Annotated in this window: 11 protein-coding genes and 1 tRNA gene; 4 read left to right on the top strand and 8 right to left on the bottom strand. The window is 27.9% G+C overall.

Annotation, left to right across the window (positions count from 1 at the left end):
• Nucleotides 1-39: 39 nt before the first annotated feature.
• Nucleotides 40-1,107: a mannose-1-phosphate guanylyltransferase gene (locus tag BHW04_RS03620; RefSeq protein WP_302698910.1), complete on the bottom strand. Its 1,068-nt coding sequence runs from the start codon at nt 1,105-1,107 to the stop codon at nt 40-42.
• Between the two features lie 289 nt (nt 1,108-1,396).
• On the opposite strand from BHW04_RS03620, the gene BHW04_RS03615 reads away from it, so the two are divergent.
• Nucleotides 1,397-4,159: a hypothetical protein gene (locus BHW04_RS03615; protein ID WP_302698908.1), complete on the top strand. Its 2,763-nt coding sequence runs from the start codon at nt 1,397-1,399 to the stop codon at nt 4,157-4,159.
• A 107-nt stretch (nt 4,160-4,266) separates the two neighbouring features.
• Here the strand turns inward: BHW04_RS03615 and BHW04_RS03610 are convergent, their stop codons facing one another.
• The 4 genes from BHW04_RS03610 to BHW04_RS03595 all read right to left on the bottom strand — a co-directional run bounded on the left by BHW04_RS03610 (nt 4,267) and on the right by BHW04_RS03595 (nt 7,995).
• Complete coding sequence (locus BHW04_RS03610) at nt 4,267-5,022, bottom strand: DUF3298 and DUF4163 domain-containing protein (protein WP_022212058.1); 756 nt, start codon at nt 5,020-5,022, stop codon at nt 4,267-4,269.
• 444 nt (nt 5,023-5,466) lie between these two features.
• On the bottom strand, nt 5,467-6,246 hold the full coding sequence (gene rluF, locus BHW04_RS03605; RefSeq protein ID WP_022212057.1) for a 23S rRNA pseudouridine(2604) synthase RluF: 780 nt from the start codon (nt 6,244-6,246) through the stop codon (nt 5,467-5,469).
• Between the two features lie 45 nt (nt 6,247-6,291).
• The gene (locus tag BHW04_RS03600) at nt 6,292-7,380 is read right to left on the bottom strand and encodes an anti-sigma factor domain-containing protein (protein ID WP_022212056.1); all 1,089 of its coding nucleotides are present in this window, start codon (nt 7,378-7,380) and stop codon (nt 6,292-6,294) included.
• Nucleotides 7,381-7,392: 12 nt separating this feature from the next.
• Nucleotides 7,393-7,995, bottom strand: coding sequence for a class D sortase (locus BHW04_RS03595; protein WP_302698906.1), 603 nt, complete (start codon nt 7,993-7,995; stop codon nt 7,393-7,395).
• A gap of 124 nt (nt 7,996-8,119) precedes the next feature.
• Here BHW04_RS03595 and BHW04_RS03590 point away from each other — a divergent pair, with 124 nt between their 5' ends.
• Together BHW04_RS03590 and ispF are read left to right on the top strand one after the other, a co-directional pair.
• A complete protein-coding gene (locus BHW04_RS03590) occupies nt 8,120-8,308 on the top strand; it encodes a hypothetical protein (RefSeq protein ID WP_302623280.1) in 189 nt (62 codons plus the stop codon).
• 63 nt (nt 8,309-8,371) lie between these two features.
• Entirely contained in the window at nt 8,372-8,851 is a 480-nt protein-coding gene (gene ispF, locus BHW04_RS03585) for a 2-C-methyl-D-erythritol 2,4-cyclodiphosphate synthase (protein WP_022212053.1), read from the top strand.
• Between the two features lie 215 nt (nt 8,852-9,066).
• On the opposite strand, the gene BHW04_RS03580 is transcribed toward ispF, so the two are convergent.
• Together BHW04_RS03580 and BHW04_RS03575 are read right to left on the bottom strand one after the other, a co-directional pair.
• A tRNA-Lys gene (locus BHW04_RS03580) sits at nt 9,067-9,142 on the bottom strand.
• Nucleotides 9,143-9,193: 51 nt separating this feature from the next.
• Nucleotides 9,194-9,868: a hypothetical protein gene (locus tag BHW04_RS03575; protein ID WP_022212052.1), complete on the bottom strand. Its 675-nt coding sequence runs from the start codon at nt 9,866-9,868 to the stop codon at nt 9,194-9,196.
• 184 nt (nt 9,869-10,052) lie between these two features.
• On the opposite strand from BHW04_RS03575, the gene BHW04_RS03570 reads away from it, so the two are divergent.
• Nucleotides 10,053-10,457 carry an HNH endonuclease signature motif containing protein gene (locus BHW04_RS03570; protein WP_186834987.1) on the top strand — a complete coding sequence of 135 codons (405 nt, stop codon included), beginning with the start codon at nt 10,053-10,055 and terminating at the stop codon, nt 10,455-10,457.
• Nucleotides 10,458-10,536: 79 nt separating this feature from the next.
• Here BHW04_RS03570 and BHW04_RS03565 read toward each other — a convergent pair whose 3' ends face one another.
• Nucleotides 10,537-13,566 (bottom strand): glycoside hydrolase family 2 TIM barrel-domain containing protein, encoded by a 3,030-nt coding sequence (locus tag BHW04_RS03565; protein ID WP_302698904.1) that lies wholly within the window; start codon nt 13,564-13,566, stop codon nt 10,537-10,539.
• Nucleotides 13,567-13,827: the final 261 nt, after the last annotated feature.

The following is a 13,827-nucleotide window of genomic DNA, read 5'->3' as shown; positions in this document are numbered from 1 at the left end:
ATGTTAATTTAACTTTTGTATTACAATAAAAAACGGAAGCTAAATATAGCTTCCGTAATCAACATTTTCATTTAAATCATTTAATAGATGTTTAATTTCTTGATCCTTGTTTTTATCCATTACCAAAATAACATCACCAGCATCAACTATCACTAAATCCTTGACGCCAAAACCTATGATTAAATTTTTATCACCAAAGATAGAGCAATTTTCACATTCCTGTACATATACATTTTTACTTATTTCATTTCCACTACACTTATTTAAATATCTACTTAAGGCATTAAAAGTACCGATATCATCCCAATAAAAATTGCCTTTAATGACATATGCTTTTCTTGTTTTTTGCATAATTCCAAAATCAATAGATATTCCATCAATTAAATTATATTGTTCCTTAATGACCTCTTCTTCGTCATCTTCTCCTATGTGTGTATATATTTCCATTAATGATTTATATATCTTAGGTAGATATTTTTCCATTTCCCTTAAGATAACATCAGCTCTAAAAACAAATATGCCTGAATTCCAAAGATAAGTTTCCTTAAGCAAGAAATCCTTAGCTACTTCAATATTAGGTTTTTCTGTAAATCTAGATATTTTATAAGCACCATCTGATGACTGGAGCCTGTCCCCCATTTCTATATAACCATATCCTGTTTCAGGTCTTGTAGGTGTAATTCCTATAGTTACTATTCCCCTACGTCTATTGGCCAATTCAATAGCCTCTAATAAAGTGTCTGTATACTCCTTTTCACCCTTTATATGATGATCAGAAGGTAACACCACCATTACTGCATTATTATCCTTTTTCAATAATTTCACTGCTGATAACCCAATGCATGTAGCAGTTTCCTTATTTGAAGGTTCTGTGAATATATTGTCAGAATTAATATATGATAACTCTTTTTTTATTTTATCTAAATAATCAGTATTAGTTACCACATAGATATTATCCTTATTAATTAAGGGAGTAATTCTTTCAACTGTATTTTCTAAAAAACTTTTGTTATTTATAACTTTTAAAAATTGCTTCGGTTTATTCATTCTTGATAAAGGATATAACCTAGTGCCTTTTCCCCCTGCTAAAATTAGCGCGTATATCACACACTTCAACTCCATGTAATGCTATATTTCATTATATGAGGTCTTTTTATCAATTGTGAAATTATAATATCATTTCATTCTTTTATGTGAACTACTCTGTTATTGCAAAAATTAAATATTATTGGTCAATACAATTAACAGTACAGATTAAATTCTTATATATTTATAGAATATTACCATGCCTATTTAAGTTATATTAAACTTTATTCGATATTTATTTCATAATGCTTATTGGCTTTAACTAAAGAAAAAATCACTTTAATCAATAAATTAAATAAAGGAGCTACTTATGAATACAAAAGAAATATTGCAAAAACAAAATGCTCGTAATACACTGAGTAAAAAAAATAAAAACAAATTATTAGCTGTTTTTTTATCTGGGGGATTAGTTAGCTGCACTATAGGTGCACAAGTTGTATCTGCTCAATCAATTGATACTTTCTCTTATGAAAATTATAAAAATTCAATAAATGCAAAAAAAATCCCTGGATTGACTAAAAAAACTATTACATTTAATATGGCTCATCCTACTGACTTAGTTATCGATAATATAGATTTATCAGGTTTAACAGTATCTGAGTTAATGGTTTATGCTAAAAGAATAGATCCAAGTAAATTAAGAATAACTCAAAATTCTATTACTATCCCTAAAGAAGAAATATTAGCATTAAAATTTACTCCTAATAGACTTTATAATACATCAATAAATTTTACAGATGGCTCTTATGCATCAGGATATATCTTTATTAATATAATAAATGATCCATCTATACCACCTAACACTGATTCTGATAGTGGTTCTTCTAAACCTGAAGAAGATTCAAGTGGTAAAGATGATATAACAAATAAACCAGAGCAAAAGCCTGATGATAATGATAATACAGATACACCTAATAATCCAGATGATAATAAAAATGATACTGAAACTAATCCTGATCAAGGTAGTAGCGATAATAATAAACCTAATGGAGATACTGAAAACACTCATATTCCTACAATAAACAGAGAGAATTTTGTTTTCAATAGAGATGATGCTAAAGATTTGGTTATACAAAATGTAGACTTAAATGGATTAACTATAACTGATATATATATGTATGGCGCTAAAATGGACGTAAACAAAGTAAAAGTTGTTGATAATTCTATAGTAATATCTAAAGAAGCTATTTTTGATTTAGGATTTAAAAATGGTACTTACTATTTAGCTTTCCATTTCTCTAATGGAGCAATTATATCAAATTATGTATCTATTACTATAACTGATTCTGATAATGTTGCTAATGTTAAGCCTCCACAAGTTAATGAAAACATTGGAGCAATTACTCCACCACCTAACAGCAATCCTGACAACAACAACAACAACAACAACAACAATAATAATAATAATAATAATGAAACTCCTAATCCTGATAATAACTCAGGAAATGATAGTATTGCTAAACCACCAACATCTGATGATAAAGTTGAAATCATACAACCAGAAGTAGAAAAACAAACTATAGTATTCAATAGAGATAATGCTACTGATGTTGTTATAAAAAATGTAGACTTTAAAGGATTAACTTTAACTGAATTTTATATATATGGAAGAAAAATAGATATAAATAAATTAAAAATAACTGAAAACTCCATAACTATCCCTAAAGAAGTTATTTTTGATTTATATTTAAAAAATAGTACTTATTATACATCTGCTATATTCTCTAACGGCACATATGTTTCAGGTGTTGCAGCAATTCAAATAGTAGATAATGATATCCTTAATCCAGGGAATAAAGATGAATATACTGATGATACTATTAGACAGCCAAACATGATAACTCAAAATTTTGAGTTTGATTTATCTAATCCAATGGGAATTGAAATAACTCATGTTAACTTTGATGGAACTAAACTTAAAAATATTACAATAGGTAATAAAATTTTAAATTCATCAAAATTCTCTACAACTGATAATTCAATAATTATATCTGCTGATGTATTAAAATCATTAAACCTAGATGTAAATACTCATCAAATTGTATTTACTTTTTCAAATGGTGTTACTTTATCTGGATATTCAGATTTAATTGTTATTAATTCTACAAATATAACTACTAAACCAATGATAAATGTTAATGCAAATACTAATGGAGAAATAGAAATTCCTAATTTAATTCCTGAAGGTTCTAAAATTACTTCTATTACTATTAATAATAAAATTTTAGATGTTATTTATAGAGATAATAATTCTTATTTAAGAACTGGATATACTTATAGAAATTCTAAACATAGTGTGTATATTGAAAATAATAAACTATTTATTCCTATTGAAACTTTATCTTATATAAGTTCTAATTCTAATAATTATAAAATTAACATTAGATTAGATGATGGCTCTTCTATATCTCAAGAAATATACATAAAATCTAACAACAACGGTAATAATAGTAATACTAATAGCAGTATCAATAGTAATAATAGTAATACTAACAACAATATCAACGGTAATAATAGTAATACTAACAGCAATATCAACGGTAATAATAGTAATACTAACAGCAATATCAATAGTAATAATAGTAATACTAATAGCAATATCAACGGTAATAATAGTAATAGTAATACTAACAGCAATATCAATAGTAATAATAGTAGCAGCAACACTAATGGAAATGATAATACAAATAACAATATTAGTTCTAATACTTCTAATAACAAATATACATCTACTGTTATTAATACTTCTAGTAGTAAAAGTTCAAATATTACATATGCAAATAATACTATAAATACTAATACTACTAATGAACTCAATAAGAATATAAATGAAATTAAAAATGATGTTGATACAAATACACCTGAAAGTATTACCTCTTCAGCTAATGCTACAACTTCATCAAATATAGATAAATCTGTTAATGATACTGTTATACCTTCCAGTATTGAATCTTCATCTACTATAAATTCAAAGAAATCATTTATTCCTAAATTTATAGCTATATGTACAGGTTTATTTGTTGCAATATTAGCTATATTATCAGGGCTTAAATTTACTAAAAAAAATAATTAAAAAATAAAAAAATTATCTTATTCCTATAGTTCATTAATTATAGGATAAGATAATTTTTTATTTTTCATAAATAATTTTTATTAAAACTTAAAATTAGTACACTCTATTCATATATTTTTTATATTATATGGTTGTAATTCATATTTAAGTTCTTTTTGATCAAATTTTTCAAATGGTATATAAAATTCAGGAATTCCTGTAACATAAGGTGCAATTTCATAAACATTAAAGTATATTACAACGTTGCCTGAACTTACATAGAATCCTTGCTTTTCACTAATACCTTTAAAGCCATCCTTCCCAGTAAAGTACTTATCCTTATCAAATTGTATAGCATTAGCAATTTCTAAATTAATTACATTCTTATACTCATATCCACCTTTAAACAAATCGCTTAATTTAAGTTCTTTACCAGTTATGTTATCCACATTATACGAAAGCCTAGTTGTTATTCCATGAGCCCCTCCTGTAAACTGATAATAATCTATATAAAAGCTAGTTATATTCTGACTATTAGTAACCTTATATCGACTATAAAGTTGATATGGACCGATTGGTGGAGGTACTAATCCCTTAAAGTATTCATCAGAAATCTTTTTCACATCATTTATCCAATCTTCTGTCCACTTTATAATATTATTATTTAGTTTATCTATATTAGGGTTACTATCAATGTTTTCTATTACTGGAATAATTACATCAATAATAAGATAATCATTTTCACTCTTATACTTTTTATCCACAACTTTATACTTTTCTGCATAATTATTTAATACACAATCTATCAACACCCCCTGTGGATAACTTGTTAATAAAAATAAAACTCCACAAGTCAGTAAAATAGCCTTTTTTAGACATTTCATGTAACTTTCACCCCTTATCTTTCGATACTTTTCTAATCTTTTTTATTATTATCTACAAATCTCCAAATAATTATTAACATATATATCAACAAGTTTATCACAACTTATCCACAAGCATCTGTGGATTATGTGCGTAACTTCCAATTTTATATATATAAACAATGATTTTACTATTTAAAACTTTCTTTAATTTACTTATATTTATCAGTAAAATTATCCACAGAATTATCCACATTTTATAATTTTCGGTGGATAAATTCATATATTAGAAAGTCTCTGGTAATTACTAAACTTTATTAATAATTTCTATCTTTCCTTCTCTGCTGTATGCTAAAAATTTATAACACGTTTCGCTCAAAGTTATAGTTATTTACACACTATCTTAATTCTTAACTTTCTTAATGTTCTTACTAAATAAAAGGACTGAGCTTCTGCTCAATCCTTTTACTCTTCGTCTACTTCTTTAGTTTTTCCTGAATCTACAATAAGATTATTAAGACCTTTAAGCTCTCTTACTGTAAGATCCCTCCATTGACCTTTTTTAAGTTCGCCAAGATTTATATTCATTATTCTAATTCTTTTAAGCTTAGTAACATTATATCCAAGTACTTCACACATTCTTCTTATTTGTCTGTTTAAGCCTTGTGTAAGTATTATTCTAAATGTATTAGGACCTTCTTTTTTCACATAGCACTTTTTAGTTACTTGACCTAATATTTTTACACCGTTTCTCATCTTTTTAACAAACTCATCATTAATAGGTTTATCTACCTTAACTATATATTCTTTTTCATGGTTATTTCCAGCTCTTAATATTTTATTGACTATATCCCCATCATTAGTTAATATAATTAATCCTTCAGAGTCCTTATCCAATCTACCTACAGGAAATATTCTTTTTTCATGATTAACAAAATCAACAATATTTCCGCGTACCTTATGCTCTGTAGTACATGTTATTCCTACCGGCTTATTTAATACTATATAAATCATTTCCTCAACTTTGCTTATAAGCTTACCATTTACCTTTACTTTTTGGCCCTTTTGTACCTTAGTTCCCATAACTGCTTTCACTCCATCAACAGTAACTTTGCCACTTTCTATAAACTTATCAGCTTCTCTTCTTGAGCAAAATCCTGATTCACTTATATATTTATTAAGCCTTATGCTCTCTCCTCTATCATTATGTACTATTATTGGATCTTTCTTTTTATTTGATTTCATATGAACCTTCCTTTAGTTTAATTGTAAAATCATCATTAGTTGCTATTATTTTAAGTTTGACTCATACCCTGCATTATTAAACTTCACATTAATTCCTTCTTCTGAGATATACTGGCTTGTATCACTTAAAACTCCATGTTTAATGGCATTTCCTGTTACAGTAATCAATACCTGTCCTTTGCTTATCTGTTCCTCTTCATTACAATACTTTATTAACTTATAAATAGCAGTATCCACATCTCTATCCTGCACTTCTACTTTTTCTAATATGCTTCTTACATTGCTTACATTAGATTTACTTCTAACTACCCTGTTAAAAACATTGACTTCTAATGTTATCTGCTCATCAGCTTCAAATATGATAGTGGTCACTCCCTTAAAATATTTATATGTCCCTATAGATAATCCACATATTGTAAATAATATTAAGATAACTATATAAAACTTTATATTTTTAAACTTCTTTTTTATATTTACGCTTACTTCCTCACCTATATTTTCGTTATCTATTTTTGATTTAATGAATTCTCCACTAGATGTAAGGATAATTGCCTTTTCTTTTCTTTTATATAAAATAACACCTTTTACCTTTTCTGAATTATCTTCTAACAATGATGGCTCTTCTGACTCTTCATTAGAATATTCATCATTTTCATCCTCTTTATCTTTAGAATTAAAATTATCTATATTATTAAAGCTTATTACATTATTATCTATTTTCTCTTCAACATCTTCTTTCTTTTGAATTATCTTTAAATAATCTGCAATATATTTATAATTATAATCCCCTAATATTAAAGAATATACTATTATATAATCTCGCCATTTTTGTAAAAATTGTCTTGACTTAAGAACACCTTTACTTATTTTGTTAATGGGAAGTTCTTTTTTTTCATAAAACTCATTGTATATTTCTGCAGTTTCAGAAATATACATTGCTATATTTAAAAGATCATTTCTCAAATCAAAGCTAACTTCTTCCTCTGCCAGATCTCTTAATATTACGTCATAATCCTCTAATTCTCTAATAAACTTTTCTACCTGATTCTTTCTTTCTTCAACTATTTCCTTGCCAACTAATACTAAAGCTGGAGCTAAAGAAAAGCTATATTTGCCCTTTTTATATTCACTCATTTTTTCCACCTTTTATAAGTCTTCTGTTGATTGTAATGTTCCCTTCACAATAACTCTTTGCTTTGCTCCCACTGTACATGTAATTAATGTGATAGTGGCATTTTCTGTAGCATCTAAAACTTCTATTTGATCTGGATTTACAATATAGTTTTCTTCTATTACATACGTATATTTTTTATCGTGTGTTTTAACTATAATTTTATCCCCTGCTGAAACTTTATATAAATTTATAAATGCATCTGTATAATCAGATACCCTATGTCCTGCAATAGCAAAATTACCTACTTGTCCAGGCGCTGCTGAATCTGGAAAATGTCCTAAAAAATATTTTAATACATCATCACTAATTCCTTCTACTAATGCTTGTGATAAATTAATACTTGGTATTTCAACCATTGCTATTGGCTTATATCCATTTACCACATCTAAATTTACTGATTCACTAGACTCAGTAGATTCTTCTGTAGAAGTACCCTCAGAAAAACCATTTTCAAACAATTTTACTATTTCTTTTTGTTTGTTAAGTGTTATAATTTTGTTATAGGCAACATCACCAATTATTACCACACCAATAATGATTAGTAAGATACCTATTATTCTTCTAAACTTATCCATATAGACCTCCCATTACCTGTTTATATTTTGTTACATATATAAATTTTATTACATATATTATATCATAAAGGGTTTTAAAAATGATTACTTATCATAAGATAATAATATAGAGGGGTGTGGTTTTATGAAAAGAGGTAAAAAAAATGTTATATATGTTGATTTCACTTTTACAAAGAAAAAAATTAAATCAAAAACTCTAATGATTTTATATAAAATAACATTCTCATTAGTTAAAATTTTACCATTACCTAAGTATAATAAGAGTAGTAAACGTTTAAATAATACTACCAAAAGAAAAACATCAAATTATTAATTAAAGTCCCATTACTATTTATAAATTAATATATTTGTTTTATAATTTATACGAGGTGATAAAATGAGAATAGGAATGGGATATGATGTCCATAAATTAGTTGAAAATAGAGATCTTATTTTGGGTGGAGTTAAAATACCTTATTCCCTTGGATTATTAGGTCATTCAGATGCAGATGTATTGCTTCATGCTATCATGGATTCTTTATTAGGTGCTGCTGCTTTAGGTGATATAGGAAAACACTTTCCTGATAGTGATGATAGATATAAGGGAATTTCAAGTATTGAACTATTAAAATATGTAGGCTCATTATTAAAAGAAAATGATTGGCTTATCGAAAATATAGATTCTACTATAATTGCACAAAAGCCAAAGATGGCTCCACATATAGAAAATATGCGAAAAAATATATCAGAAGCTTTAAACATAGATATTGGTCAAATTAATGTAAAGGCAACAACTGAAGAAGGTTTAGGCTTTACCGGTGAAGGTAAAGGAATTTCTTCTCAAAGTATCTGCCTACTTACAAAAAAGAGTAGCTAGATTATTTAGCTGCTCTTTTCCTATTGTAATAGTATTATAACTTATACACCATACATATCCCCAGCTATTATCGATAATCCTATATAAGATATTAAAAATATCAATAATGGTAGTAATGCACTTATGCTTACCTTCTTCATTTGTTCGTCCACTTAATTATTTTATTATTTATATTAAAAATAAAAACGTTGTGAAATTTAATCACAACGTTTTTATGGTGCGCCATCACGGGTTCGAACCGGGGACACCCTGATTAAGAGTCAGGTGCTCTACCAACTGAGCTAATAGCGCTTATCGTTTACAATAAAATTATAGCACTTTGGAATTTTACTGTCAACAATACTATATAACTTCTGTTAAATATTTCAATAGAATTTTTTTGAAAGCTTCTCCCGTTATCTTATCTTTATCTGCTGTACTACAAATTATTCTCCAGTCTTCTATATTCTTGCTAGTATTTCGCTCAAACTCCTCTACAGAACTACTCATATAACTAGAGTTTATTACAAACTCACAAAGCTCTTCTGGTGTATTAAATATCTTTAAATATAAAAATTCTGTGCTATCACCATACCATGCTTTATTAAAATCTCTAACAAATTTCTTAAGCTCTAATAATATCTTATTTCTAGGTAGTGACCATAACTTCTTAACTCTATCTACTTGTTTTTTCATTTCAATAGCTTCTTCTCTAGTAATCCTATCTCTTCTTTCTCCATCTTTAATTATTTCTTCCACAGGCTTTATAGGAATATAGGAAACCACATCTTTTCTACCATTTATCCATATATAAAAAGCTTCTTGTAAAAATGAATATTGTATATATCCAAGAAGAGCCATCTCATCTGGAAAATAACTCCATATATTTTTTAATCCATTAAATTTTGAAAAAATTAACGTGTGTATATATAGGCTTTTTTCTGTTGGAAGTTCATCCATGAACATATGCCCTCTAATAGTTTTATTTTCACTTATAAGGCTTTCCCAATACTTAAAAGAATCGTATTTATTCTTCATATCTATCACCTTTCTTTCAAAAATTAATATAATATACTATAAACTATATTTACCACTTCTACTATAATTATAACCGTTTTTTAATTAAATGTAAAAATCTTATAAAAATCCTAATTAATTTCTGAATTGAATGTTATTATGTTTCGTAATATAATTAATTTATATAGATAAAGGGGGCAACAGTTTGTATAAGTGTAGTATTTGTGGAGAAAAAGCTGATGTGCATCATATTGTTTATAGAAGTGAGGGTGGGTTTGATATAGAGCTCAACTATAAGTATCTTTGTGCTCTTCATCATCGTGGAAAATGCGGTCCTCATCAAAACAAAATGATTGATTTGCAATACAAGCTCGAATTACAACAAAAACTATACGAAATCTTACCAAAAAAGTACTACTGGCCTAAAGAATTATCAATTATACTAGGAGTCCATAATGGAGCTCTTAAACGATTATTAAAGGACTTAAAACTATATAAGGAAGGCTTTAAAAAGGATGATATAATTTGGAAACTAATGGGCTGTAGATTATATAACTACGAAGCCTTAGATGAATTAGCCTTGGACTTGTTAGAATTAGACTTTATTTAAAATGCTATTATATAATATATCTATAAAAAGAGGAAGTTTTCAAACTTCCTCTTTTTATAGCATCCATATACATTAATATTTATGCTCTTGAAATATTTACTGTAAAACTAATATCCTTATTTGATGGTATTAAATATCTGCTATGAACTGGTGCACCCCAACTATCATCGCCTCCAACACCCATTTGTTTTGCTAATATACGCACCCAAGTATAATTAACTCTTGGAAGTTCTTCTTTATGAAGAGCATTCTCCAACTCATATGCACTGTAAGGAAGTACGCTAAATTCAAAAGGTTCTTTTTCATAACTAAAGCATAATCCCTTATTTTCCTTATTAACCACCTTTACAAATCTAGTATTAGTTCTATTTCCACATTCTTGTGGAACAAGATAATTAGACATATTTTCTACTGCATTACTTGTAAATAAGCCTAATCTAGCTCCTTTATTACGGTCTATATAGTTTTCTTCTGGTCCAAAACCAAAGTATTCAAATCTATTTAAATCCTTCTTTAATTTAAAATCCATTCCGTAAACCGGTAGCTCTGGAAGACCATTTACTCCATGGTAAGTTCCTTGAATTCTAATAGTTCCATCACCAGTGACTGTATATTCAATGATATTCTTTGTAGGCACAACAGTTGGAACATCATAAGTATAAGTTAAGATAATCTTATACTCTTCTTCTTTTAAATGGAAACTACTAGGTCTTTGCATCATTCCTGCTGTAAGCCATGTAGCACATCTGAAATCATGTCTATTTCCTCTATCATTATCAGTTGTTGCTCTCCAGAAAGAAGTCTTAGGAACTCTAGTGATATATTCAATCCCATCATAACAAAGAGAGATTATTCCCCCTTCTTGCTTAGAGAACATAGCTGTGAATCCTTCACCTTTAATACCTATATTTACATCACCATGAACCACTTGGATTTTATAATTCTTCAAAAGATCTTCTTTATTATTTTCTCTTGCTATTTCCTTTACGGCTTGTCCGAAAGTAACTTCAAAGCCTTTTTCTGCCCATAATGTATCTTCTGATAATCTCATAGATATATTATAAGTGTAATTTCCTTCTTCTTTAAATTGAGGATAATCAATTGGCACATATAACTCTTCTCCTGCTTTTACAGAAGGTTTGATAGTTGTCTCAAAAATTTTAATTCCTTCATGTTCTACATAACATACAAAATCATATGCATCTGTAGATATAAATAAATTATCATTTTTAATACTTACTCCTTTGCTATCAGCTACAAGCTTTACATTAGCATAAAGATATTTTACTTCTTGTGCCTTTGGTGATGCCTTTCTATCAGCATATACTATTCCATTGGTACAGAAACAATAATCTGTAGCTCTATCATCAAAATCTCCTCCATAAGCAAAGATTTTTTCCCCATCTTCATTAACTTTTTCCACAGATTGATCTATATAATCCCAAATAAATCCGCCTTGATACATTTCATACTTTTCTTCAAGTTCTGTATATAAGTGCATTCCTCCACATGAATTGCCCATGGCATGCATATATTCACAGCTTATATATGGTTTTTGTGGATTATTATTTAAGTATTCTTCAATATCTAAAGGTTTTGCATACATTCTGCTTTCCATATCACTTATTTCATTAAAATCTCTATTCCAAAATACGCCTTCATAATGAACTATTCTTGTATCATCATTTTCATGAAAATACTCAGTCATTTTCAAAATATTTTCTCCAGCATATGATTCATTACCACATGACCATATTAATATAGCTGGGTGATTTTTATCTCTTTGCAGCATAGATGCAGCTCTATCTATAACAACTTCTTTCCATTCTGGCAAGCTCCCTGGAATATTCCACTCTGGATCACAAGCTCCCATCTTTTGCCATGAACCATGACTTTCAAGGTTTGCTTCATCAATTAAATAAACTCCATACTCATCACAAAGATCATACCATAAACTTTGATTAGGATAATGAGATGTTCTTACAGCATTAATATTATGTTGTTTCATGAATTTTATATCCCATAGCATGTCTTCTTTAGTAATAGCACGACCTCTTTGATAATTAAATTCGTGTCTATTTACACCTTTGAAAACAATTCTCTTACCATTTAGCTTCATGACTTTATCCACTAATTCAAATTTACGGAATCCAATTCTTTGAGGTATTATTTCAATTAACTTATCCTCTCTATCTCTTACTTCTACATATAATGTATATAAATATGGATCTTCTGCACTCCATTTATATACGTTTTCAATAATTGCATCAAAATAAATTTCTTTATTAAAGTCTTCCTTTCCACTGCTATATACTATTTCTCCAAGCCTATCTTTAAGAGCTACTTCTACAGTACATTCTTCATAGCCTTCTAATTTAAGAGCTACACTTAAGATTCCATCACTATAATTTCTATCTAAATTTGCCTTAACAAACATATCCTTTACATGAGTTTTCGGTACTGCATAAATATATACATCTCTAAATATTCCTGAAAATCTCCAGAAATCTTGATCCTCTAACCAACTAGCACTACTTCTTTTATATACTTCCACCGCTAGCTTATTTTCTCCGCTCTTTAAGAAATCCGTAATATCAAATTCTGATGGCGTAAATGTATCCTCACTATATCCTATAAATTTACCATTTAACCAAAGATAAAATGCTGTTTCTACACCTTGGAATGAAATAAAAGTTCTTTTACCCTTTAATTCTTCCTTTATTTCGAAATTCTTCACATAGCTTCCTACTGGATTATACTCTTCTGAAACAAATGGAGGACGTAAGAATTCTTGTCCATCCCATGGATACATTGTATTAATATATTGACACTTATCATAACCTTGCATTTGAATATGCCCTGGTACATTTATTTCATCAAAATTATCACAATTAAAATCCTCTTTATAAAAATCAGCAATTCTTTCATGAGGATTTACTGCATAACTAAATTTCCATTTTCCGTTTAAACTTTGTCTTAATGGCATGCTATATCCTAATTTTAAGTCTTCTTTTTTTTCATAGAAAAGATGATCTGAATGAGCATCTATTCTATTAACTCTAAAAACCTCTGGATTATTAAGCCATTTTAATGTTGCTTCATTTATCATTTATAAAATTCCTCCTCTTAAACACCTTTGTATACATTTTCATTATATCATTTGTTTACTTATTTTTTTAGTATTTTTTTCAAAAAAAAATGCGTAAACCTATTTCTAGGCTTACGCATTCCTACTACGCAAATTTATTATATATACATATATCTTTTATTCTTACATAGTTTATTTTATTACAATCCATTAATTTTTGCCAATACTTTTTTATTATTTATGCAATAAAAATTAACTCCCTTATGAATTCAATTCCAAATT

It is taken from the genome of Clostridium sp. 29_15 (assembly GCF_001916075.1).
In the GTDB taxonomy this organism is placed as follows: domain Bacteria; phylum Bacillota; class Clostridia; order Clostridiales; family Clostridiaceae; genus Clostridium; species Clostridium lentum.
The sequence above is the reverse complement of the archived record's forward strand: the minus strand, read 5'-3'. Positions and strand labels throughout refer to the sequence as shown.